The 25,205-nt window shown below is 44.7% G+C and carries 23 protein-coding genes and 1 pseudogene; 18 read left to right on the top strand and 6 right to left on the bottom strand.

Annotated features, from left to right (window positions below):
- Positions 1-12 precede the first annotated feature (12 nt).
- The 6 genes from O8C68_06645 (at position 13) to dph2 (ending at position 8,669) form a co-directional block, all read left to right on the top strand.
- On the top strand, positions 13-2,814 hold the full coding sequence (locus O8C68_06645) for a PGF-pre-PGF domain-containing protein (GenBank protein MCZ7395481.1): 2,802 nt from the start codon (positions 13-15) through the stop codon (positions 2,812-2,814).
- Between the two features lie 114 nt (positions 2,815-2,928).
- Entirely contained in the window at positions 2,929-3,705 is a 777-nt protein-coding gene (locus tag O8C68_06640; protein MCZ7395480.1) for a hypothetical protein, read from the top strand.
- Positions 3,702-5,612, top strand: coding sequence for a hypothetical protein (locus O8C68_06635; GenBank protein MCZ7395479.1), 1,911 nt, complete (start codon positions 3,702-3,704; stop codon positions 5,610-5,612). The genes O8C68_06640 and O8C68_06635 overlap by 4 nt, the downstream gene beginning before the upstream one ends.
- A 193-nt stretch (positions 5,613-5,805) precedes the next feature.
- Positions 5,806-6,885, top strand: a complete 1,080-nt coding sequence (locus O8C68_06630; GenBank protein ID MCZ7395478.1) for a hypothetical protein — start codon at positions 5,806-5,808, stop codon at positions 6,883-6,885.
- A gap of 162 nt (positions 6,886-7,047) precedes the next feature.
- The gene (locus O8C68_06625) at positions 7,048-7,695 is read left to right on the top strand and encodes a S4 domain-containing protein (protein MCZ7395477.1); all 648 of its coding nucleotides are present in this window, start codon (positions 7,048-7,050) and stop codon (positions 7,693-7,695) included.
- Positions 7,695-8,669: a diphthamide biosynthesis enzyme Dph2 gene (gene dph2 / locus O8C68_06620; protein ID MCZ7395476.1), complete on the top strand. Its 975-nt coding sequence runs from the start codon at positions 7,695-7,697 to the stop codon at positions 8,667-8,669. Before O8C68_06625 ends, dph2 begins: the two co-directional genes overlap by 1 nt.
- Here dph2 and mqnC read toward each other — a convergent pair.
- Genes mqnC through O8C68_06605 form a run of 3 tightly spaced genes read right to left on the bottom strand, consistent with a single transcriptional unit; the run spans position 8,666 to position 11,887 of the window.
- Entirely contained in the window at positions 8,666-9,790 is a 1,125-nt protein-coding gene (mqnC, locus tag O8C68_06615; GenBank protein MCZ7395475.1) for a dehypoxanthine futalosine cyclase, read from the bottom strand. The genes dph2 and mqnC overlap by 4 nt on opposite strands.
- Entirely contained in the window at positions 9,777-11,252 is a 1,476-nt protein-coding gene (locus O8C68_06610; GenBank protein MCZ7395474.1) for a dihydropteroate synthase-like protein, read from the bottom strand. Before O8C68_06610 ends, mqnC begins: the two co-directional genes overlap by 14 nt.
- 2 nt (positions 11,253-11,254) lie before the next feature.
- Complete coding sequence (locus tag O8C68_06605; protein MCZ7395473.1) at positions 11,255-11,887, bottom strand: MarC family protein; 633 nt, start codon at positions 11,885-11,887, stop codon at positions 11,255-11,257.
- Between the two features lie 289 nt (positions 11,888-12,176).
- Here O8C68_06605 and O8C68_06600 point away from each other — a divergent pair, with 289 nt between their 5' ends.
- Both O8C68_06600 and O8C68_06595 read left to right on the top strand, forming a co-directional pair.
- On the top strand, positions 12,177-14,348 hold the full coding sequence (locus O8C68_06600; GenBank protein MCZ7395472.1) for an S-layer protein domain-containing protein: 2,172 nt from the start codon (positions 12,177-12,179) through the stop codon (positions 14,346-14,348).
- A 23-nt stretch (positions 14,349-14,371) separates the two neighbouring features.
- Complete coding sequence (locus O8C68_06595) at positions 14,372-14,626, top strand: hypothetical protein (protein ID MCZ7395471.1); 255 nt, start codon at positions 14,372-14,374, stop codon at positions 14,624-14,626.
- Positions 14,627-14,838: 212 nt separating this feature from the next.
- On the opposite strand, the gene O8C68_06590 is transcribed toward O8C68_06595, so the two are convergent.
- The gene (locus O8C68_06590; protein MCZ7395470.1) at positions 14,839-14,985 is read right to left on the bottom strand and encodes a hypothetical protein; all 147 of its coding nucleotides are present in this window, start codon (positions 14,983-14,985) and stop codon (positions 14,839-14,841) included.
- Between the two features lie 640 nt (positions 14,986-15,625).
- Between O8C68_06590 and O8C68_06585 the strand changes: the two genes are divergently transcribed.
- From O8C68_06585 to O8C68_06545, 9 genes and pseudogenes are all read left to right on the top strand, one after another.
- Entirely contained in the window at positions 15,626-15,934 is a 309-nt protein-coding gene (locus tag O8C68_06585; GenBank protein ID MCZ7395469.1) for a hypothetical protein, read from the top strand.
- A gap of 416 nt (positions 15,935-16,350) precedes the next feature.
- Positions 16,351-16,509, top strand: coding sequence for a hypothetical protein (locus O8C68_06580; protein MCZ7395468.1), 159 nt, complete (start codon positions 16,351-16,353; stop codon positions 16,507-16,509).
- Positions 16,510-16,517: 8 nt separating this feature from the next.
- Positions 16,518-16,817, top strand: coding sequence for a hypothetical protein (locus O8C68_06575; GenBank protein MCZ7395467.1), 300 nt, complete (start codon positions 16,518-16,520; stop codon positions 16,815-16,817).
- A gap of 564 nt (positions 16,818-17,381) precedes the next feature.
- Positions 17,382-18,707: a putative sulfate exporter family transporter gene (locus O8C68_06570; protein MCZ7395466.1), complete on the top strand. Its 1,326-nt coding sequence runs from the start codon at positions 17,382-17,384 to the stop codon at positions 18,705-18,707.
- A 283-nt stretch (positions 18,708-18,990) separates the two neighbouring features.
- Positions 18,991-20,019 (top strand): substrate-binding domain-containing protein, encoded by a 1,029-nt coding sequence (locus O8C68_06565; GenBank protein ID MCZ7395465.1) that lies wholly within the window; start codon positions 18,991-18,993, stop codon positions 20,017-20,019.
- 63 nt (positions 20,020-20,082) lie between these two features.
- Entirely contained in the window at positions 20,083-20,988 is a 906-nt protein-coding gene (gene pstC / locus O8C68_06560; protein ID MCZ7395464.1) for a phosphate ABC transporter permease subunit PstC, read from the top strand.
- Positions 20,981-21,829 carry a phosphate ABC transporter permease PstA gene (pstA, locus tag O8C68_06555; GenBank protein MCZ7395463.1) on the top strand — a complete coding sequence of 283 codons (849 nt, stop codon included), beginning with the start codon at positions 20,981-20,983 and terminating at the stop codon, positions 21,827-21,829. Before pstC ends, pstA begins: the two co-directional genes overlap by 8 nt.
- A gap of 6 nt (positions 21,830-21,835) precedes the next feature.
- Positions 21,836-22,585 (top strand): annotated as a pseudogene (gene pstB / locus O8C68_06550) (phosphate ABC transporter ATP-binding protein PstB).
- A gap of 9 nt (positions 22,586-22,594) precedes the next feature.
- Positions 22,595-22,828, top strand: a complete 234-nt coding sequence (locus tag O8C68_06545) for a sulfurtransferase TusA family protein (GenBank protein ID MCZ7395462.1) — start codon at positions 22,595-22,597, stop codon at positions 22,826-22,828.
- A gap of 16 nt (positions 22,829-22,844) precedes the next feature.
- On the opposite strand, the gene O8C68_06540 is transcribed toward O8C68_06545, so the two are convergent.
- On the bottom strand, positions 22,845-23,528 hold the full coding sequence (locus tag O8C68_06540; GenBank protein MCZ7395461.1) for a uroporphyrinogen-III synthase: 684 nt from the start codon (positions 23,526-23,528) through the stop codon (positions 22,845-22,847).
- 62 nt (positions 23,529-23,590) lie between these two features.
- On the opposite strand from O8C68_06540, the gene O8C68_06535 reads away from it, so the two are divergent.
- Positions 23,591-24,889 (top strand): tripartite tricarboxylate transporter permease, encoded by a 1,299-nt coding sequence (locus tag O8C68_06535; GenBank protein ID MCZ7395460.1) that lies wholly within the window; start codon positions 23,591-23,593, stop codon positions 24,887-24,889.
- Positions 24,890-24,983: 94 nt separating this feature from the next.
- On the opposite strand, the gene O8C68_06530 is transcribed toward O8C68_06535, so the two are convergent.
- Positions 24,984-25,205 (bottom strand): hypothetical protein (locus O8C68_06530; protein MCZ7395459.1); only part of this gene is annotated, 222 nt, incomplete at its 5' end.

The following is a 25,205-nucleotide window of genomic DNA, read 5'->3' as shown; positions in this document are numbered from 1 at the left end:
GTGAACAACGTTATGAAAGTTAAGGTTATAGGCGGAGATATGGTTCATAGTTCAAAAAATATAAAAAGTTATTCTGCATCAACCATATTATTAATACTGGCTTTAATAATGATTTCGGTCGTTCCGGCAAACGCTGGAATAAATTTTAATTATACCAATGTTGCCGCTCGCAACTATACAATCACAGATGATGTTCTGAAATCAAATAATTTCGTCAGACTGATTGATAGCGATATTGCGATGCCGACGATCAGCCTGGAATTCGCAATAAACAAAACTCTTGTAAGCGGAAACAGGTCGCTGGTTTTAAATACCAGTCACTTTGGACCGAGCATAACAGACTTACCAAACCAAAAGGTGTATTACATAGGCCCCAGCGGTAAAGCAGCGGTCAGTTACACTATAGATGCATCAAGTTCTTTTGCAAATACGGTCGTCAACGTGTCCACTTTCAAACAGGTAAGCTACAGTATACCTTTTTTCTCGGACTTTTCTATTGCTGTGATTAACTTTGATGATTTAAAAGACACATGGAACAATAATTCAAAGCTATTTGATGAGTTCCTGACAACTGCGAAGGATGAAAATGAAATCAATGTCACCACCGTACCACTTAATTCCGCAGGCGATTTCGGCCCTATAAACCAGGACCTGAAACCTGGGAACTATCTGATAATGGTTACCAATGGCACCAACCCCAAGAAGATTATTTCATGGAATGGCGTTAAAGTAATGCCTTTCAATTCTTCTTTCGCTGTTGGAGATGGGACAGGCGCTGCCGCACAGGGCCATGATTTGAACGTGACTATCACTCTTAACTCATCCGCTCCCATTGAAAAATACACCTACGTTACCAGCATAATCAATAGAACTGATTTTAATGATAACGTGGGTAAGATAAATATCACCTGCAGTTCATGCCTGACCCTGGCGCAGGCGGCTACGATCAACGGTACAATATTAAATAATGCTAATGGTCTCAGAGATATAATTCCCAGATCCAATACCACTAGGACTACAGTTAATTCGATATCTGCTGTCCTGACGTTAAAAACAGGCACGCTTCCTGCGGGAAGTTATCTTGTCAATACAGTGGTTTTTAACAGCACAAATCTCTCTGTGGCATTCAACCAGAGCAGTATAACTTTAGTTCCAACTGCAACACCAACTCCGACTCCTACACCTACTGCAACACCAACTCCGACTCCTACACCCGCTGCAATACCAACTCCGGCACCTACACCTACTGCAACACCAACTCCGACACCTACACCTACTGCAACACCAACTCCGACACCTACACCTACTACAATACCAACTCCCACACCCACTCCTACTGCAACACCAACTCCCACACCCACACCACTGGCTATCCATGTCACGATTGATATTAACCCGAAGGTCATCAACCCGAATAGCAGTGGTAAAATTAAAGTAACCATCTTTAACAACACACCTCCCGGCTTTGATGTTGCCAGCATAATCATTTCAACTGTAAGATTTGGGCCCGATGGTGCAGTGCCAGTTGGTAGTGAAACTCCTGCCAACAAACTTATGCTTCATTTTAATACTCAGGATACGGGCATCAAATGTGGTGATACGCAGGCAAGCCTCACAGGAACGACAATCAGCGGGCAGGACATTGTGGGGTCTGATAGTATCAGGACTACGGAATGTGCTATTAAGAATAAATTACCATTAGACCCAGATACCAATAGAACGAATACCACAATCAATATTACATCACCATCAGGAAACGTGACAATAACAATTCCAAATGGAACTCTGGCTGTTGATGCAAATGGAAATCCCCTTACAAATGTTTCAACCGATTCAACCCAAAGTCTGCCAGCAAATGCAATCGTGGCACTCTCGAGCGGCGACAGGGTAGTTGGAGATATTGTTGATCTTGGACCTGAAGGTGCCAGGTTTGATCCACCGATACAGGCAAGGTTTAATTATACCAAGCCTCTGCCAGCCGGTGTGAGTGAAAACAGCTTACAGGTCAGATTCTTTAACAGGACTACGCATAGGTTTGAGAATCTGTTAATAATTGTGCGCAATACGGATCAAAATTTTGTGGTAGCACTTATACCCCACTTCAGCACCTTCACGCTCATCGGAACTGTAGCACCAACTCCACCACCTTCAGGTGGCGGCGGTGGTGGAGGCAGCGGGGGTGGCGGCGCCAGTTCCAACGAGAACTTCGCCAACATAGAGAAATCTGAAAGCGAAGATGTGAATATCGCGGTAGGCACGATAGTGTACAAGTTCACCACTCTGGATATTGTAAAAGGAATCGGGTTTGATGCCAGGACAAATGAAGGATGGGTAACAGCTCAAGTGCAGCTCCTCAAAGACAGACCTAAACTGGCCACATCCGATGCTCCTGGCAGCGTGTACAGGTATTTCGACGTATGGTTGGGATTATCCGGATACGGCACATCTTCAAAAATAGAAAATGCATATGTAGTGTTCAAAGTCCCTGATGACTGGCTTAAGAATAATAATGCAGAATCGGTCAAGCTGATGAAGTTCATTGACGGTGCATGGAGAGACCTGAAGACCGAGAAAATAGGTGCAGAAACCTACAAAGCAGAAACGCCTGGATTCTCAGGCTATGCGATAGTAGGAGTTCCAAAAGCACTGGCTGTATCGCCAACAGCAACTGTTACGCGAGTTCCAACACCCACACCTTCCGTTACAGTGCCACCAATAACAGCGCCTCCAGTTACATTGTATACAGTTTTAATTGTAATTGTAATTATTCTGGTAGCTGTGTACTTCCTTGTGATAAGGAAAGGAGGTAAATAAGGAAATAATTGTTGCTTAAAAGATGGGCTCAAGCGAATGCTAGCTGCTAAAAGAGAGAAGATTGTCTTCCCTTTCTATAAACCTATGTCGAAATTTTTATTGTTTATTTGGATCTTGATATTTACCTCAAGCATATCAGTTAGCGTTGCTGAGGGAACGGAAATAATCCTTAGCAAGACAATCGATGTTCCTGATAGAACAGTCAGCTATGAAAACCAGACTTTCGAAATCAAGGAAATTGGAAGTTATAAGACGAATCAGGATATCGGCTTCACCGTCGATGCTCCAGGCGTGGATGACATGCTTATTGTCCTCTATGATAAGGATAAGCTATCAACGTGGTTCAAGCGCTTCTATAACACAAGCGGACGCGTAGCTGGAGTTATACCTGCAAATAAGACGGGTGAAGCAGGAACATACGCGCTAACGGTTTCACATGGAACGAATATCATTGAGGCAATACCAGTGGTAATATCCGATTACGACCTTTCGGTGATACCTAAAAGCAATAAAGTAATCGCAGGCAATGGCTTTGACGTGGAAGTAGCTATCAGCAGGGACGGTGTTCCGGTCAACGTGGATAATACAGTAAAGGTAGTGCTTTCAAAGGGCAGTTCTTCTTTCGAAACAAATGCATCATCGACAAAAACGGGTGCGTATGAGGCACACATCGAAATACCGCAGGCTGCGAATGGAACCTTTTCATTATATTCAGTTATAGCAACGGAACGCAAGGTATTTATGAACTATCCTGAGATATTAGCAATTGCAAGTGGCGGAGATATCGAAATAGCGCCACCTTCGGCAGGGGAAAAGATGCCTTTTGTAGGCGGAGCAGTTACATTGCTTATCCTTCTGGGTATGGCATTGTTTATAAAGAAGAAATTATGAAAGCTTATTTATGGATAATAGTTGCGGTTTCAATGTTTAGCTTAATTGGAAGTGCAGCAGGCGCAACGATAACATTTGATAAAACGCTTGATGTTCCAGACCGCAGTTTTACGGTTACCTATGAAGGAAGCACATTTTCTTTTACGGTTGCTGACATTGGAAACTATAAGATAGGCGATGCTGTTAATGTAACAGTAAGTGGAGGAGTCAGCAATATGCGGCTTGTACTTTTTACTGTTGATAAACTCACACCGTGGTTTTCAACTTTTGATGCGACACCGGGTTCTATTTCAACAACAATACCAGCAGATAGATTTGATTCAAACTGTGCAGATGTTTGTGGTGGTAGCGGTGGATATAAAATGGGCCCAGGTATTTATGCCCTTGCAGTCCAGAATCACGCCGATTCTAAATACTTCATAGCTAAACCTGTAATTGTTTCTGATTATGATTTGACTGTAACCCCGGACAAAACACAGACGAATGCTGATAATACAATAAAAGTTACAGTTAGCGTCTCCAAGAATGGAACTCCTGTAAGTGTTGCCCCCAACAACGTCAAAGTAGGGTTGTTTCAGGATTCAACTAAAACAAAATTTGAACAAAATGCAGTAGCCATATCAACAGGCACATACGAAACAAATATCCAGATACCAACTAATGCATCTGGCACATATAAATTATATGCAGCGATTACGACTAATAAGTACATCTATCAAGATTATCCAGAAACCATCGGCGCAGCCAGCTACAATGGGATTATTACAATAACCACCGCTACTGCTACTCCTACTCCTATCCCTACTCCTACTCCTACTCCTACCCCTGCTCCTGCTCCGAGTCCAACTACAACACCACCACCTACTCCAATACCTACGCCGATACCTGCGGTGCAACCCTTGAACATAACTGCAGCACCGACCACAATAACTGTAGGCGTACCAACTAACGTTACCTTCGCAGTAACAAGCGCAGGCACGCCAGTAAGTGGCGCAGGAATTGCTATTAGCGGTGCAGGTGTCAGCGTAATCGGCACTACAGATGCCAGTGGTGTACTAACCCTTAGCTTGAAAGCCACGAGCGCAGGCGCAATAAAGGCAACTGCAAGCAATACTGGCTTCACGAGCGGAAGCACAACTATAACTGCAAGTTTTGCGCTAACTTTACCGGCACTGGTCTCCTCCATAACTCCAAACAGCAGGAATGCAGTGGTAGGCACACCAATAACGGTATTCATGTCGGTGATTAACGGCGGAACAGCAACCGCGACCAATGTGAGCATAGCACAGGCGCCACCGTTGGAGCCCGCAACTGTAAGCTACCAGCCATGGAACGGAACAGCATTCACAGGTTCAGCAAACACACCTGCAAGCATAGCTGCAGGCGGCACGGCTAACTTTGTGCTGACTATCAATGCAACAGCGGCGTTCAATAGTTCGCCGATGACCTTCAACGTGACAGGCACCAATGCGGCAGCAGCTCCGATAAGCGGAGTGAACACGCTGACAATGGCAGCCACAGCACCAAGTGCAACACCCTTGGCGGATGTTATCATGATATCCACGACCCTGGATGTAAGGACCGGCGTTAACAACGCAACATTCTTTGCAGTAGCTACATCGAATGTCGGTGCCAATGCAACCGGTGTAACCCTTAATCTGGTCGTACCAAATTCGATAACAGGGCTGGCATTGCAGTTGAACCAGACCGATCCAAAAACCGGAGCAATCATCGGGCCGGCAACGAAATTGACCATAAACAAGGGCGACCAGCTGACATTTGGAGTGTTCCTGACACCAACGCAGAAGATAACATTGGATCTTGTAAACAACAGGATAACGCTGCAGTTAAAGGATGGCAGCGGCAACGTAATCGGAGCCCAGTCAGTGGCAGTATCCACAACGTAAAAATACTTGTGTACTTTTTTGTTAATGACAATCTGAATTAGAGATGAATAATAAGAACCTTGAGTTATAGGACATGTTAGTGGATATCAAGAAATATCGTTAAAATCTGTCCTTTAATTGACAATATTTGCCAATGTAAAGATTTTATAGTATTAGTTACTATTCATTAAATCTTCATTTGTTAAGAGATTATATGAACAATGTTCGTAATTTATTTGATCTGGGATTATTTATATCACGTGGAATATTGCTGACTGCAGCCTTATTTCTTTTCTTCGTAGGCTACGCCGCAGGCGCAACTATAACATTTGATAAATCACTCGATGTTCCAGATCGTGATTTTACAGTTACCTATGAAGGGAGTACATTTTCCTTTACTGTTGCAGACATCGGCAATTATAAAATAGGTGATCCTGTTGGTGTAACGGTAAGTGGAGGAGTCAGTAATATGAGGCTCGTACTTTTTACTGTTGATAAAATTACACCATGGTTTAAAACTTTTTATGCGACATCGGGTTCAATTTCAACAACAATATCCGCAGATAGATTTGATTCAAACTGTCCAGATGTTTGTGATGACGGTAGCGGTGGCTATAAAATGGGTCCGGGTATTTATGCCCTTGCAGTCCAGAATCGAGATGATTCTAACTATTTTATAGCTAAACCTGTAATCGTCTCAAACTATGATTTAACCGCAACTCCAAACATCAAGCAGGTAAGCCCGGGAAGTACAATCAAAGTTACGGTAACAGTTTCTAAAAATGGAACTCCTGTAAGTGTTGCCCCTAACAACGTCGATGTAGAGTTTGTGCAAGATTCAACCAGGACGCATTTTGGAAATAATGCCATAACTACCGCTACTGGCACCTATGAAGCAAATATCCAGATACCATCTACGGCTTCTGGCAGTTATCGGTTATACGCTGCAATCACGACTAACAGGATTCTTTATCAAGGTTATCCTGAACTCATAGGCGCTGCGGGCTACAGCGGAACTATTGCCGTATCAACGCCAACAGCACCTTTCACTACACCAACAGCAACGCCTTCCACTACACCAGCAGTAACACCTTCCATTACACCAACAGCAACGCCTCCCACTACACCGGCAGCAACACCAGTAATTGAGGTAACAGAAACAGTTACTCCGATAGAGACTACACCAGCGGCAGTTCCAACAAAGAAGGAAGTGCCAGGATTCGAAGCGGCGGTAGCTCTACTTGCAATAACGTTGCTGGCAGGTTCGTTAATCAGAGGTCGTAAAAGAAGATAAGCATTTATTGGATATCGGCAAGATTGATGTTATCCACGATTTAATCGAGATAGGCTTTCTTGAGTGCTATGATACTTTCTTCAAAAAGTACATTGGCAAGAAAGTGTACGTCTTAATAAGAAAATAGACTTAACATGCTACAAGCAGAATTTAAGGTATTTTATGAGGCTTGATTCATATCTTGTCGAGATTGGCAATCTCGGCTCACGGGGGCGCGCAAAGCGGGCAATTATTGAAGGGCACGTCAGGGTTAATGAAAGGGTAATCACCAAACCATCGTACGATGTTGCATATTCTGACAAAATTGAAATAATGGAAAACCTTGATAAACCCGCAGGCTACTGGAAACTTAAAGGGATACAGGAGAAAACTGGTTTTATCAAAAAGGAGGACAGCGTATTGGACATAGGTTCAAGTGCAGGAGGTTTTCTCCTCTTTGCGTCCGAGGTTGCAACCCATGTTCACGGCATCGAGTTCAGCCGCGAGTTCCGCTCAGAACTCAGAAGGCTTGCCCATGAGCACCCTAATATAACCGTGGAATTCGGGGATGTTTTTACAATGCCTTTTGAAAGTGGAAAATTCGATGTTTTGCTTCTGGATATTACCGCAAGCCCTTTATCCTCCATGAAAGCCCTTGAGAATGTGCTCACCTCACTGAAAAGCAAAGGTCTACTGCTGCAGGTGCTGAAATTACCAAAAGAACTGGACAGAGACCAGATTCTGCGGAAGCTGTCATCCCTGGGATTGGAGATTGTCCAGGTGCTGGAATCTGAAAAAAAGGAAGCGTATATAATAGCAAGGAAATTGTAATGGAACAGATTGATTTTGATTTAGAACGCGTAGTTAAAATTATAAAGGATAAAAACTGCGAAAAGGTCGGGTTTCAATTTCCCGAAGGGCTGAAAAGACAGGCAATCAATATCGCCAGGGAAATTGAAGGGAAAAGCCAGGCAAAGATAATTATTTCAGGCAATCCTTCCTTCGGAGCCTGTGATATCGATACCATTCTTGCAGGCAAAGTCGATATGCTCTTCCATTTCGGGCACGCAGGCATGGGTGGATACGAGAATGTGGTTTTTATCGAGGCGCGTTCGAGCATCGATGTCATACCGGCAGTTAAATCTGCCCTTCCCCTTTTAAAAGCCGGCAGGATTGGCATTATAACCACTGTTCAGCATATCCATAAATTAGAAGAGATCTCTAAATTCCTGAGGGAAAATGGAAAGGAAGCCGTTATTGGAAAAGGAGATTTGAGGGTACGCTATCCGGGTCAGGTCATCGGGTGTAATTTCACGGCAGCGAGAGTTGACTGCGAGGAAATTCTCTACGTCGGCAGCGGCTTTTTCCACCCGCTCGGGGTTGCGATTGCCACAAGGAAAAGGGTGATTGCGGCAGACCCCTATTTGAATCAGGCTGTTGAGGTTTCTCCTGAAAGATTACTGCGAAAGCGGCACGGGTATATCGCTGCGTCAATGTCAGCAAAAGTCTTCGGCATCATTGTTTCTACAAAAAACGGGCAAAACAGGATGAGGCTTGCGCAGAGGCTTGAGGAGAGCGCAAATAATCACAAGCGTGAGGCATTTATTATCATGATGGATCTTGTAACGCCCGAGCAATTGCTGGCATTCAAGGTTGATGCCTATGTGAACACGGCATGCCCGAGGATAACGATTGATGATGCGGAAAGATTCCATGTACCCGTTCTGACGCCGCAGGAGTTTGAGATTGTGCTCGGGGAGAGAAAATGGGAGGCACTTTGTATGGATGAGATACTGGAAGCTTAATATCGTTCCAGGATATTGTACAGCGTATCCCGCCTCGCAACGGGGCGCCCCAGTTTTTTTGCGATATGCACGAATTCTTCTATGGTTTTACTGTGAAAAGGCACGCCTGCGGCTCTTACGACGTTCTCCTCTATCATCGTCCCGCCGATGTCGTTTGCACCAAAGTTCAATGCTACCTGTGCAACTTTGAGACCCTGCGTAACCCATGAAATTTGTATGTTTTTAATATACCCCTTGAGAAGAATGCGGGCTACGGCTACCATCTTCAGATAATCCATGCCTGTTGAATCACCGCTTAACTTTGTATTTTCAGGTTGAAAGCTCCACGGTATGAACGCGGTGAAGCCGTTATATTTTTCCTGCATATCGCGAATTCTGATGATGTGCTTTACCCTTTCTTCTATGGTTTCGGCATGCCCGAAGACCATTGTGGCAGTGGTAGGAATCCCCAGTGAATGCGCAGCCAGCATCACCTCCTTCCATTTTTCCCATCCGATCTTATTGGGCGAGACGCTGCTTCGCACCCTGTCATCCAGTATTTCAGCCCCGCCTCCAGGTATGGAATCAAGCCCTGCCTCATGAAGCCGTGAAATCGTTTCTTTAATACCTGACCCATATAACTTTGAGATATGCACAATCTCAGGAGGGGAGAATGCATGCATCTGCACATTGAACCTTCTCTTAACCTGCCTCAGCATCTCTTCATAATAATCAATGGTTATGGAAGGGTTCAAACCGCCTTGAAGGAGAATCTGGGTTGCACCGAGCTTTACTGCCTCATCGACTTTTGAGAGAATCTCAGGAAGCGTGAGAACGTATGCATCCACAGCATCGGCTTCCCTGTAGAACGCGCAGAATTTGCATTTTGAAGAGCATACGTTGGTATAGTTTATGTTCCTGTCCACAACAAAGGTTACAAGGTTGCCGACGCTGCGTTTTCGCATCTCGTCCGCTGCTGCGCCAAGAAGGTTAAGATTACTGCTTTCAAGCAACTTAACGCCATCTTTTATATCCAGTGTTTCAACATTCCCCGTATTTAAATACGGGGTCAGGGCACGGGTGAGAATTTCACCAACAGCGTCGTCACCTGTGAGTTTTTTTATGAGCTCAAAATTTGTCATCCTGGGAATAGCTCCTCCTGAATTTAAGGGCAAGCTCGGCTTTCATAAGTTCCCTGCCCAGATAAGCAGCGTGGTCAAGGCGCGAAACAAGTCCTGACCCGATGATAGTATCAAGGATTTCCTTCGCTGTTTGCCCTGCTATTGAATTGTTGTTATGTTTTGCCACAATTTTTCCAGGATAGAGTTTCCCATCGTGGATTTCATCGCCGCTGATAGCAATTTTAAAACATCCTGCCGGGTCAAGCTGCCATTTTTCGCTTGGCTTTGCTTCTGTAAAATTTTCAGGCAGAACAGCGAATTCGCGCCGTCTTTTTTCCTTTATTGAAAGCAGGTCAATTCCAAGGTCCTTAGGAGAAGAACCCCGTTCCTTTGCAAGCATCATCATGATGGAGGCGGTTTTTAGCTCAAAAACGCTGTTATGGGTTTTATGGCTGAATTCAGGCGTGAACAGGATACCGGCTTCAAGCTCCATTGCAATCCCGCAGAGTATGGCATTAATCCCGATAGAATCAGCATCCACAAGTTCTGTCACGTTACCCGCGCCAAAGAATAAAGGAGTTGTCGGCTGGCGTTTCCTGAATTCGTAATACCTTCCGATCGATTCCACAAGCCCGCTGCCGAGGGGCTCCAGCACAGGGTCTGCAATAATATTTGTGATCCCAAGGCTGCGGGCGTATTCAATATTGTTAAATAAGCTTTCAAGTTCCTCCACGCAGTCAGGTATTATGACAGACGCTGCATTGTGCCTGACGATGTTCTCTTTTACCTCATGGATGTTTTCTGAGTTCAGGCTGAGCACAATATCTACTCCTGAATCCAGGGCTGTGTTTATTAGCTCAGGGTCAAGCGTGTCTATACTCAGGGGAAGTGCCGAAGCTCTGCTTGCGGTTTCCACGGCAGTCCTGACTTCCTGAAGTGTGGTGTCGAGGGAAATCCCAAGATCAATGATATCCGCACCTCTTTCTGCAAAGTATACTATTTTACTGGTCAATTCATTCAGCCTTAAATGACCCGCATCCACTATCTCTGCCATCACTTTCATCCTGGAATTCCCGCCAAGCTTTACTCCTTTTAAAGTTAAAGGTGAAGCCGCTCTGGTTTCAAGTTCCTTTATTCTTTCAAAAGCGCCAAAACGTCTTTTTTCAATTAAGAGTTCGCATGCAGGTACTTTTGTGGAAAAAGTCATGTCTTCAAAGGATAGAACAAAATCAAGGTCAGCAGCATGCTTCGGTCCAAGCCTTACAGGCGTATTTATTTCCTTTTCAATCCGTGAAAAATCGCCTGTTGCAAGACCTGAAATAAGTATTAAATCGTACTTTTTTTCGGGCAAGGAGCGGCGAAGCAGGGCAGGTGTAATAAAAGCCGCAATATCTATATCCAGTACAAGAACATCGGCGCCATTCAGTACAGCTTTTTTAACGGAATTCTCTGCAAGTTTCCCTGTTGCTACGAGGATATTCATACTTAAGCCAGATTAAATATGCCTTTTATTCCAGTAGAAATAAAATCAACTGCGATAGCACCGAGGAATAGACCCATCAATCGTGTCATAACAAGCATTCCGGTCATTCCCACTACTTTATTAAAGTAATCAGAAAACCTGAAAATTAAAAAAGTGATTAAGAAAGTAAGCAGGATTGCCCCTACTACTATCAGTTTTAAGTCGATATTCTCTGCTGTTTTGATCAATACTATGATTGTGGTAATCGCACCCGGACCTGTTAAGAGGGGCATTGCTATCGGGAATATCGAAATGTTTTCCCTCTGTGAGGCATCTTTTAATTCCTCGGTTGTAATGCTCTCACGCGTGGTTCTTGCGAAAAGCATGTCTATTGCCACGAGGAAAAGCAACACTCCTCCTGCCACCCTGAGGGAATCGGCTGTGATGTTAAAAAGTTTTAATAGGATTTCTCCCGATATTGAAAAAACTATCGCCACAATGCAGGCTATCACTACGGAACGCTTTGCTATATAGATTTTATCTGCACGGCTCATGTGCGAGGTCATGGAGATAAAAGCCATCACGCCACTGACTGGATTGACGATGGCAAAGATGGATGTGAAGGCATATATGAAGAAAGTAAGCTCCGGGGTCATTGAGTGTAATATTCCTTAAATGCTATTGAATGTTTTGGATAGCCCGTTTATTAATGCTGAAATGCGTTAATTAACGGAGCATGTTCAAAGTTCCAATTACATCGGATTTTCATGCTCGAAAATGCCAAAAAACTATAGCGAGTTCATTCAGGGGTGCATTGTACAATCCAACAAGTATATCCTCAAATTTTCATAACAAAATTGCCTCTATTGTTACGATTTCAGAATATATCCATCAAAAGTTGCTGATTTATCTAATATTATATAGGTTCGGAAAAATGTCTGGCGCATGGAGAAAAAAATAATTAAAATAATCGCAATATTTGCGCTTTCATTCATACTGGCAATGCCTGCAAACGCATCCAATGTGACAACAGTCGAGATTCACGGCGTGGTTTTCGATGAGAAATCAAAAACATATAATACCACATTGCAGTGGGATGCCCAGAAATTCCCTGGTTTCTGGTATAACTTTAACGGCGGGAAGTCAGGTGAAACTCTCACCATCACTCAACCTGCTTCAAGTTTAACATTCAGCAGCAGGACTATCTTGGCAAATAATCTCTTCTATAATACCTCACGCACAGACCAGAACTATACCGTGTTCACAGACAAAGGTTTAACAGTGGAGAATGGTCTGAGTTACAGCAGTTCCACAGGATTTACAAAGGGCAGCACAGGCGGCAAGTATGCACAGCTTGGCTGGTTTGGCAATCGGTATGTGGCTGTGAACGGCAAAGCCAACAAATTGGCTAAACTGGTATATGAGCAGGATAGAAGGGATAAAAAGACACTGAAGCTGGGTGAAACATGGAACTTCGGCGAAGGCTACAATCTTACGGTTGATGCACTCGATACCGGTGTATCTCCAAGGCAGGCATCGCTAACTCTTAGCAAAGATGGAAAAGTTTTTGACACGAAAGTCGTCCATGAGGGCGAAGTTTACACATACGTCGAGAAAAACCTGCAGGGAGAGTCGGATTTCCCGCTATTCGTGACCTACGTAAATGGCATATTTACAGGTGCTGAAGGCATGGCTTCTGTCGTCCAGCTTAGATACACCTGGCTTATCTCGCAGAATGTGTTTGAAGTTAAAGTCGGAGATCAGTTCGGGGTATTCGAGGTAAAGGAAGCTAATGAAAATTACTTACTCCTCTATAACAAGGACAGGCAAATAGACCTCAGTCAAAATAGTGTTTCGCCATTATATGGCGATCTCAAGTTCAAAATTGCGGATAAGGACGATTCGCTTCGGTTTTATCCAGTTCTCCAAAAAACTACGCCAGGGAAATACGAGCTTCACGGCGTGGTTTTTGATGAGAAATCAAAAACATATAATACCACATTGCAGTGGGATGCCCAGAAATTCCCTGGTTTCTGGTATAACTTTAATGGCGGGAAGTCAGGTGAAACTCTCACCATCACCCAGCCCGCTTCAAGCCTAAAATTCAGCAGCAGGACCATTTTGAAAAATAATCTCTTCTATAATACATCGCGTACAGACCAGAACTATACCGTGTTCACAGACAAAGGTTTAACAGTGGAGAATGGTCTGAGTTACAGCAGTTCCAAAGGATTTACAAAAGGCAGTACAGGCGGCAAGTATGCACAGCTTGGCTGGTTTGGCAACCGATACGTGGCTGTGAACGGCAAAGCAAACAAGATGGCTAAATTGATCTATGAGCAGGATAGAAGGGATAAAAAGACACTGAAGCTGGGTGAAACATGGAACTTCGGCGAAGGCTACAATCTTACGGTTGATGCACTCGATACCGGTGTATCTCCAAGGCAGGCATCGCTAACTCTTAGCAAGGACGGGAAAACTGTTGACACGAAAGTCGTCCATGAGGGTGAGGTTTACACATACGTCGAGAAAAACCTGCAGGGAGAGTCGGATTTCCCGCTATTCGTGACCTACGTGAATGGTATATTTACAGGTGCTGAAGGCATGTCAGCAGTTGTCCAGCTTAGATACACCTGGCTTATCTCCGAGAATGTGCTTGAAGTCAAAGGCGGGGATCAGTTCGGTGTATTTGAGGTAAAGGATGCAAATGAGAATTACTTGCTCCTCTATAACAAAGACAAGCAGATAGACCTCAGTCAAAATAGTGTTCAGCCTTTATATAGCGACCTGAAATTTAAAATAGCGGATAAGGATGATGCCCTTCGGTTTTATCCATTTGTTGAGCAGACAATTCAGGCTACATCCACATTAGGACTGAAGGCTGCAACCCCTCCAGTCTCCACTTCAGCGCCAGCGATAGCATCAACAGCAGTCGCAACACAGGTACCCTCGTCTGCCTCGATACAGGCAGGAGCGGTGACCGCAGTACAGTCAGATTCACCTGTAAAGACAGCGACAGAGAATGCACCTCTGAAAGGGTTGCTTGGGTTCTGGGGGTTTTATGCAGTCTTAGGTATTAGTGGTGCCGCATACTTTGTACTAAGGAAGAAGGATTAAGACCATCTTTCTTTCGATTTTTTATGCCCGGGATATCAGCAAAACCTATTAAAAAGGCAGCTATGCTTGCGGGTGCAGACCTTGTTGGGATAGCTTCAACGGACAGATTCGACAAGTATCCTGAGGAAAATCGGCAGCTCGTATCCGTAAACATTATAAAAGAGTTGATGGATCTGCGGAAGGCGCTGCGGAAGGATTGCAGAGCATGGGACTATAGCCTGTTGAAGCTCCATGGTTCATCGAAGAAAATGTGCATGCTTATGACAGATACTGGTTGAAAGATCCGTAGTCTCGCATGAGATGTGAAATCCCATGCGCTCACTTTGCCCCGAAGCCTCCCCGCAGGAAGCGCCTCAGGTCTTCTTCATCCATATTTTCGACAGTTTCGCTTACATCATCGTTTATTTCTTCTGTTTTATAATCCATATTTACCTCGAATTGGAAAAAGGAGCGTTAATGGATAGGAAAAAAACGCCCCTTTTTCTTTTTGTCATTTTAACAGCGCCTCTTCTATAGCGAAAGCATCCATGCCGCAGTCCACGCATGAAACCATGGCAATTCCTTTTATGAAATCAGCGCTTGTTATCGGTATTGCATGCTTGCAGTTGGGGCATTTGTACTGTCTGGTCGAGGTCATATAAGCCACCAGACAGTATCATGCATCCGGACATTGCCCGCGCTTTTAAAAGATGCCCTCTTCTTAACTTTTACCGGTTCAGGGTTGGCATCCCTTTTACCTTTACTGTATTCTGTTCCAGGGGCAAAGAAAACCCCTTCTGTTTTCTTGAGTTGTCATTTCAATCACCAGAAATTCCATAGTTTTCATACATATTAAAATCACGTAAAAAGGATATATTTGACAGCTCTATGCGGTTTTCAGGAACAAAAGGGCAATAATTACCTGAAACTTTCAGCATTTAATGTTTTTGTAACTAATAATGGATAGTTATTTAACTTTTAACCTTAAGCTGCATGGAGTCAGAGGTAAACGGCTCGATTTCCATCCGAAATATACAAAACAGAAGATTTATCAAAAAATGGGATGTTTAATCTTTTGTGGCATTATGATACAATACAAATATATATATGCATTATTAATATCGTTATAGGTATGTTGGTTATTGTTCCGGATTGTATGACTTCAAATGACCTACTCATAAAATTTCATAAAGGAGGAATTAGAGATTTTAACAAAAGGGTTTGTTGAGGCTTTCCTTGAAATATTTACTGTATGCGCTGCGTTTATTTTAATAATCCTCATTGGGCAGATTCTCTTTATGATACGCAAGGCGGACAGGGACTTATCAAATACTGATCTATTTCTTGACAAGGCAGTGCTGGAGCGAACCTGGATTTATATTTCAGTTGCTGGAGCAGGGTTTGCTCTAAATATACTAATCAAGTTTACGATTTGGTTCAGAATCGCAGGTGATGTGTTTAACACCTATTATATTGTTGAGATAACACAGGTTGTCTTCCTGATAGCATTTATCATGGCAGTTTACAATAAGATGCTAATTGTAAAATCACAGATATATGCGGAGAAGGGGACAGAAATCTGGAGAAGAATGTTAAAAAATGGGTGAGCATATTTATCAACCAGATAGATTATCTGGATAAGGGATAGGTATAAGTTTAACTTATTCGGCAATTGTTGTCGCAATAATTCCTGTTTTGATTAAATTGTGACAAAACCTGCCTGTATATTCAGGGATATATATCATCTTTTCATATAGAGAGGATGTGAAAAATATGTTCAATCAAAGAAGGGATCGTTTTTGCCGTCCATAAAAAATGGAATGGTGAAGTATCGGATATAGCCGAGGGTACTGAGGAAATACAAGAAGCATCGGGGTATGAAAACTATGCAAAGGAAAGGCTGGGAAGACCGGAATACCACCGTATAAGGATCGGTCTTGAAAGATTAGTCCGCTCGCTTTCGATAATTGAAGGAAGCTGGCGGCGTACAAGCAGGCATCATGCACAAAGAGAACTTGGAAACATGCTTGACCGCCAGCATGATATCGAAAATGATGCGGAAAAAATCGAAGATATGATCCTGCGCGGATATATCCATGAGCAGCTCGATATTGTTGCCGCAGCAAGACGGTCTCTGGCTGAAGAAGTCAAATGGGATATCGAAGCCAGCAAAAACAGCTAGAGCATACTATGAATGATATGGATGTTTTTATTCGAAAATCTGCCAATTACCGTATCTGGGTAGATGAGGCTGGGGTGGGGCGCATACGTATCCTGAAAAGGATAAACTTCAAGACTCTAGTAAGCCTTTTTGAGGAGCTTCACGGCGAGATAAGAAAGAGGATTGCAGGGAATTCAGGAAAGGTCCATATTATTTTTTATATCTCGAAATCTCTCTATGAAGAAATGTCAGTCAATGCAAAAGAATTCCTGGGATTCTGTCAATCCTGCATGGGTATCAAGTTCGAGCTTATTTTGATAGAGATGTAAAAACAAAACAATTGCGGCAATTATTTCTCCATTCTCTCATTTTTCCGAACCAATTTACCAAAAACAGCCTCTTTATGCAGATTAAAATAAGCGCGCCAAATATACTTGACGGCGTTGTCACAGAAATCCGTCGTTCAGGAAACGTTGCCAACAAGGCAATAGATGTGGGAAATTGAAATGCTTCCGGTTTAATTTTTTGTTACATTGGAATAATTGTGTCAAGATCTGCCTCTTCGTGTAATTATATATAGCCAGCAGTATAATCTTTCGATTGAGATAGATATGACTGAGGAAATATATACCCAATCTCGAATAAATAACTCCTGTCGGATGAAAGTTGAAGCTATAAAATCAAAAAATGATGTCGAGTTTGATAAGATTGTTAAATTCCTGAATGACCAGAAAGCAGTAATGGATTATGCAGGTCTGAATTAGTTTCATGCTTTGCCGCATTTATTCGATTTTTGTAATCTTTGCAGCCATTGACGTTCTCTCCCCCACATTTATATGTATGTATTCCTTTTAATCCATGAACTACCATGAGCATAGTTCAGGAGGCATAAAATGGCAGATATAGACTGGTCATCGCTGTGGAAAAAGGAAGACTGGTGGGCAGTGTGGATCGGGCTGGCAATATTCATCCTTTCGCTTCCTTCGTACCTCGGCATATTTCTACTCGGATGGATTCCTACCGCGAAGTCCTGGTCAGACATCAGCCAGGCTCTTGCGACAAAGGCGCTCAACCCCTGGATAGGTCTCCTCTTCAGCTTCTTCTTCCTTGCCATACTGCTGACACCAGCGCTGAAATTCAACGGAGTCAAACCCAAAGATTGGTTCAGGGGATTCTTTGTAATATTCTTCACCGCCTGGGCGATCTGGATACTTTCGAACTATGCCCCACTTGTGAAGGTTGCAGGAAGTGCCGAAGTCGGATTCATTGTGGCCTTGTTAGTCGGGATAGTGGTTACAAATGTGACGCATCTGCCATCGTGGTTAAAGGATTCAGCCAGGGGCGAACTCTTTATCAAGATAGCGATAGTGCTCCTGGGCGCCAAGATCCTGCTCACGTCTTTTGTCACAAGTGCCCCGGGCATGCTGGCAGCGGCCCTCCTGTCTTTCCCTGTCGTTTGGGTCATCGCATTTCTCATTTCAAGAAAGATGGGGCTTGACAGGGATTTTGCAGCAACCCTTTCTTCGGGTGTGGGCGTCTGCGGGGTTTCAGCCGCCATAGCAACGGCAGCCGCAATCGAGGCACCCGCCATCTATTCAACCGTGATCTCGTCGATAATTGTAATCTTTGCGGCTGTAGAGATAGTCGTAATGCCTTTCGTGGCAGCTTATGTCTTTCCTACACATGCGACGGCGGCAGGGGTGTGGATGGGGCTCTCAGTTAAGACAGACGGAGCAGCGTCAGCCAGCGGATCCATAGTTGACGGACTCCTGAATGCAAATGGAGCAGCACTGAATTCTGCTGTGATGACCAAGGTAATGATTGACGTATGGATTGGTGTGATAGCATTCTTACTCGCCGCTGTGTGGGCGTACAGATTGGGGAAGACAGGCGCGAATGCAGGTCCGGGAGTGCTGTGGTACAGGTTTCCCAAGTTCGTTCTGGGATATATTGCGACCAGCGCGGTGTTGTCAGCGATTGCCTTCACGTATCCTTCTGCTGCTGCAGGTGCCAGGGCAGTTGCACCTGTAGTGACATTCGGAACCGATCCTCTCAGGGTGGCGTTCTTCATGTTTACCTTCCTTGCAATAGGGCTCAATACGCGCTTTTCGAGATTCAAGGAGATCGGTCTCGGGAAGCCGGCAGCCGTCTATGCGATTTCCCTGCTCATCGCCATAATCTGGGGAGGATTCATTTCCTACCTGTTCTTCGGCGGATAGAAGAGAGAGACTCGGTGGGTGGTTTGAAAAACCACAGAGAGCACAGAGGACACAGAGAAAAAATAATCCTCTCTCTGTGAACTCTGTGTCCTCCGTGGTTGATTTTCATTGGCGTACAATTTTTGCCGCAATTATTCGGATTTTGTAACAATCGTTCCAATTATCGCCTGTTTCTCTGCATATTTATAGACATCCATCCATCTTCTCTCGCTTATCATAAGCAGGTGAATTAAAATGATAACAACAAATAAAGGACTATTTTAAGCAATTCGAGGTGGAATTAATGAAAGGAAAATTTATTACGATTATATTCATCACAGTTCTGATCGGTGCATTATTATCAGGATGCGTCGGCAATCCAAAGTCCGAAACCCAGGCCACACCTGCAGTCACTACAACCCCGGCATCACCTGGAATTACGGCTGTACAGACCGCTGCAAGCCCGCAGGAACTTTCGGGCACTATAACGCTATCAGGTGCATTCGCTTTGTATCCCATGGCTGTGCGCTGGGGCGAGGAGTTCCAGAAACTTCATCCAAAGGTTAATGTTGAGATCTCTGCGGGAGGCGCGGGGAAGGGTATGGCTGACACGCTTGGCGGGCTTGTCGACATCGGCATGATTTCAAGGGATGTTGACCCCTCGGAGCTCCAGAAAGGCGCATATCCGATTGGCGTCACCAAGGATGCCGTTGTAGCCACAGTCAATGCAAAAAACCCGGTGCTTAACGACCTCCAGAGCAGAGGTGTCAAAAGAAAGACCTTTGCGGCTCTGTATCTCAACGGGACTGTGAATACGTGGGGCGATGTAGTCGGGACTGAAAATAAAGCAGAAATTCATGTATATACGAGAAGCGATGCATCGGGTGCTTCTGATATATGGGCAAAGTACATCGGAGGCAAACAGGAAAGTCTCAAAGGCACAGGCGTTTATGGCGACCCGGGATTGCTTGCAGCAGTGCAGAAAGACCCCTTAGGAATAGGGTATAACAACTACAATTATGCATTTGATATGAAGACCGGACTACCAGTGGCGGGTATCCAGATAATACCATTTGACGTGAATGAGAACGGTATTGTTGACCCTGACGAGAATATAAGCACCAAGGAAAAAACAATTGCAGCCATTAAAAACGGAGTGTTCCCGAGTCCGCCTGCGAGAATCGAATTATTTGTGACCAAAGGAAAGCCCACAGAAATTACTTCCGAATTCATAAGATGGGTTCTCACGGACGGACAGAAGTATGTGGATGAGGTGGGCTACATACAGTTGTCCAAGGAAACACTTGATGGTGAGTTGAAAAAGCTTGATTGAGCGGTTAAGGTTTTGCCTTAACCCTATACTTTTTATTTTGGTAAAAAAATGCATATCAGACGATTGAAAGATATAATTGCCGGCAGGCTCATGCTGGCTGCCGCTCTTTTCTCAAGCGCTCTGGTATTTATTGTAGCTTTCGTCCTCTTCCTGCGGTCTGAGCCGATCCTTGAAGTGAAATCGCTGGGCGAGCTTTTGCTCGGAAGTACGTGGCTGCCTTCCCGGGGCGAATTTGGCTTTTATCCTTTTATTCTGGGTACTGTCTATGTAACCGCGCTTGCCATGGTCTTCGCGATACCCCTCTCTATCCTGAGTGCGGCATATCTTGCGGAATACGCTAACGTGAGATTGAAATCAATGATCTTGCCCCTGATAGACCTGCTTGCAGGCATACCCCCTGTAGTGTTCGGAGTTTTCGGGGTGCTGGCCATCGTACCTCTCGTAGCAGCCATAGCACCTTTATTCAGAAACTCGGGAATACCCTTGTTGAGCGGCGGCAGTTACTCCACCGGCTACAGCTTGCTTGCCGGCGGCATCGTGCTTGCTATCATGGTGTTCCCTATTATTATCTCGATCTCATACGAGGTATTCAAGGCTGTGCCGTTCGAGGTGAGGGAAGCATCCCTCTCGCTCGGAGCCACACGGTGGCAGACAATAAAGCATGCTGTGATAAGAGCCGCATTACCGGGTATAGCAGCCGCCGTTATCCTGGGTTTCTCCCGAGCGATCGGAGAGACGATGGCTGTTCTCATGGTGGTAGGGAATGTAGCGAAAATCCCGTCCTCGATTTTCGAATCCGCTTATCCTCTGCCTGCGCTGATCGCCAATAACTATGGCGAAATGATGTCCATACCGCTGTACGATTCAGCCCTGCTGCTTGCCGCCCTCATACTGATGCTGATCATTTTGTTTTCTACTCTGGGCGCGAGACTGATATTGATACGCATTGAGAGGAGGATGCATGGATAAACTTCGTGAGGAAAAGATATTCAAGGCTCTCATGATCTCATCGCTGGCTATGGTGGTGGGCAGCCTTTTCATAGTGGTGGCTGTGATAGTCTGGAACGGCATGCCTGCGCTTTCGTTATCCATGATAACGCAGACGCCTAAAGGGGGATACTATCTTGGAAAGGAAGGCGGGATTCTGAATGCCATAGTGGGGTCACTGTACCTTGCATTTGGAAGCCTGATTCTTGCCCTGATGATAAGTCTGCCGGCGGCGCTATCGCTGCAGAAAGATTATATTGGGAAAACAAAGGCTGCCTATTACATCAGGCTCTCCCTTGATGTCCTCTGGGGTACCCCCTCAATCGTGTACGGAGCATTCGGTTTTATTATAATGCTATATTTAGGTATACGAGCGTCGCTCCTGGGTGGGATCATGGTTCTTACGATTTTGGAGCTCCCAATAATGATTCGCGCAATGGAAGAGGTAATAAAAATGGTTCCAGGAGAGTTAAAAGAAGCCTCCTATACCCTCGGAGCAACGCGTTTTGAGACCACCGCTGGCGTAGTGGTGAGGCAGGCGTTGCCGGGGATAGTGACTGCGGTAATCCTTGCCTTCGGCAGAGGGATCGGGGACGCTGCCTCTATTCTGTTCACAGCAGGTTACACCGACAGCCTGCCGCGCTCGCTGTTTGACCCTGTAGCTTCATTGCCGCTTGCTGTGTTCTTCCAGCTTGGCACGCCCTTCCCCGAGGTGCAACAACGTGCGTATGCCAGTGCGTTGATACTTCTATTAATAGTACTTGCACTCAGTTTAACATCACGGTATTTATCCAGGAAGTTCATGAAAAACATTATAAGGTGATTAAATTTGAAAAGTCATATCAGTATCCAGGATGTTAATGCGTTCTACAGCGATCATCAGGCTTTAAAAGGCATAACAGTTGAGATACCGGAAAAGCAGATAACAGCCATCATAGGACCGAGTGGATGCGGGAAGAGCACCTTACTCAAATGTTTCAACAGGCTTATTGATCTCACGGAGGGAGCAAGAGCTTCAGGGAAAATAATTGTCGATGGCATAGATGTCCTTAACGGCAGCGTTGACATCACCGAGGTGAGGCGCAGGATGGGATTGCTGCCGCAAAAGCCAAATCCTCTTCCGATGTCGATATACGACAACGTGGCTTATGGACCTCGGCTGCACGGCATCAAAGACAAAAAGAAATTAGACCAGATAGTGGAAAAATACCTGAAAATCGCCGGTCTCTGGGACGAAGTGAAAGACCGCTTAAAGTCACCTGCATCGAAACTTTCCATAGGTCAGCAGCAGAGGCTCTGCCTTGCAAGGGGGCTGGCTGTTGAACCTGAGATAATCCTGTGCGACGAGCCCACGTCGGCTTTAGACCCGGTCTCATCGCAGCATATCGAACAGCAGCTCCTCAAACTCAAGAATGATTACACCATCGTGATAGTCACCCACAACATCCACCAGGCCATGAGGCTTGCTGACTACGTGATCCACCTGTATCTCGGCGAAATCGTAGAGCATGGTCCTGCGAACGAGGTGTTTGAAAACCCGAAGGAAGAGAGGACGCGGGCATATATTAATGGAACTTTCCTTGCAGATGTGAAAATAGATGAAGTGATCAACACGAAAGGGAACCAGTGCCCATATAATTTTGTGTATGCTAAACAGGCGCTGCATAACCTCGAGAAGGGCAAAATCCTCAAGGTGATCGTAGATGATGCTACGGCAGTTACCGAGGTGCCAAGGGGCATGGAAGCCGACGGGCATAAGGTATTGAACGTCAAGCAGATAAATAAGACGGATTGGGAGATAGTGATACAGAAGCAGGAGTGAAAGAAGATAGTAATTATCAGGAAATAAGAGATAAACAATTTTCAAGCGTACCGTTCCCCACAATATCTGGAGCTATGCCATGTTTTCGCATCGCTTCGGCTGTTTTTTGACCGATAGCTATAACCTTTATCATATCTGCATTGTTCTTATCAAAGCCTGAGAACTCAAAGGATTTAGCACTTGTAAAAATCACAGCATCCACATTTTTTAATTCGCCTGCAATGCTTTTATCAGCGGGTTCCAGCCGATATGCAGGGGCTTCGATAACTCTGGCGCCTTTTGATGTCAGGGAGCGTATCAATTCCGGATTTGGTACCTCGGCGCGGGCGATGCCGATTGTTCTTCCTTTAATGTCGCCGAGATATTTCGCAAAGTGGCCGGATGAGAATTTCTCGATGACTTCACTTGACATGCCATATTCTTCCACCTTCCTTGCTGTTTTCGGACCTACACTTACGATTCTCACGTTATCCCCGGGTTTTACTTTCTCAAAAAGTTTTTCAACCCCGAGAGCGCTTGTAAAAACCAGGATGTCGATTTCATTTTGTGAGAGGCGCTCCGCCAGTCGGGAAAGCGGTTCAGGGTTAGAAGGTTCTGCCGACCGCATAGTGGATATTATTACGGCTTCATGACCGTATCTTCGGAATAGCTCAGGGATGCCTTCGGATTTCTCTTCAAGTTTGGTGACTGCGATTTTCACGCAACACAAAATCACACATCAAAGCATAATGCTTTTGTTTACAATAGACTTGAGACTACTCTATGGATATCTCCCTTACCCTCCTCCTTATCTCCATATTCTTTGGCTTCTTCCTCGGCATCATCTCAGGTCTCACGCCAGGCGTTCACGTCAATAACTTTGCCCTGCTCCTTGTTGGGCTGTCGCCGTTCTTCGCAAGCATCGGGTTTGCGCCGTTCTATATCGCAGTGGTAATCCTCTCAAATTCCATAGCGCACACCTTCCTTGACATTATTCCTTCTATTTTCCTGGGCGCGCCCGAACCCGATACAGCGCTTGCGGTACTCCCGGGTCATGCGCTCCTCATGGAGGGAAGAGGTGCAGAGGCTGTGCGGCTTTCTGCTCTTGGAAGCGCAGGCGCAGTCTTCGTCTCTCTGTTAATGGTTATTCCCATGGCATTTTTCTTCCTTACCATCTACAATACAATAAACGCATACATCGGATGGATTCTTGTATTAATTGTGGTCCTCATGATAGCCACCGAGAACGGGGAAGTTGTTGAAGGGCAGGGGTCGCTTGTGCACCTCAAATTCAAGATGTACGCTGTCATACTGTTTTTTATTTCAGGATTGCTCGGGATATTTGCATTCGGCAATGAGGGATTGATGCAGCCGCTTGTTAAATTTGGGGAACCCTCGATTCTTCTTCCTCTTCTTTCGGGGCTGTTCGGTGCTTCCATGCTTGTTATCAGCCTTATGACAAAATCAGAGATCCCTCCGCAGCAGGAGAAATGCAGGTTTGAGCTCTCGGAAAGGAGGATTGTTCGCGCCATGTTTACAGGAAGCATAGCAGGTTCTTTTGTGGCTTGGCTTCCCGGCGTATCCTCTGCGGTTGGCACAATAATCGCAAGGCTCTTTGTCCGTGAGGAAAAAGGAGCGGATTCGTCAAAAGAGTTCATGGTATCAATAAGCAGCGCCAATACGTCGAATGCGATTTTCAGTTTAATCGCCCTGTATATCATTCAAAAGGCACGAAGCGGGGCGATGGTTGCCATTGATAAACTTGTCAATATAAAAGAGTGGGAGCTTTCCGTGATAATAATTTTGTTGATTGTTATAGTATTTGTTTCGGTGATCTCTTATTATACCACGATTTACCTTGGAGACAGGGTAGCAGGTTTCCTGTCTGGAATCAATTACTCAAAACTGTGCGCGGGAGTCCTTGCAGGGCTGTCTTTTATGGTTTTCATGTTCACAGGCTGGTTCGGGTTTGTCATATTTTTAATATCCACACCCATCGGGATGATGGCATCGTTTGCAAAGGTAAGAAAAACACATGCCATGGGAGTGATAATGCTGCCTGTCATACTGTATTTCCTGTGAAAAATACAGGAACACATTAAAAATAATTCTGGAAGGTATTCTTATTCTGTCTGGAATTTGTTAGGACACATTCTAAGCTAACTTAATTACGCCTTCAACTTGAATTAAGCTCTTTTTCAAGGAATGCACTAACTGTATAAATTGCCTCTAAAGGTGATTGAAAATCGCTATTATCCAAAACTTCAACCTGGATTCTAGAAAAAATGCGTTCAATTGAATTCATCCATGATGAGCACGAAGGTAATGGAATAAGATGCAATCTTGGATTCAATGCTGCAAAAGTTTTTACAGCATGCGATTTATGAACACTCCATCC

It is taken from the genome of Candidatus Methanoperedens sp. (assembly GCA_027460525.1).
Lineage (GTDB): Archaea > Halobacteriota > Methanosarcinia > Methanosarcinales > Methanoperedenaceae > Methanoperedens.
The sequence above is the reverse complement of the archived record's forward strand: the minus strand, read 5'-3'. Positions and strand labels throughout refer to the sequence as shown.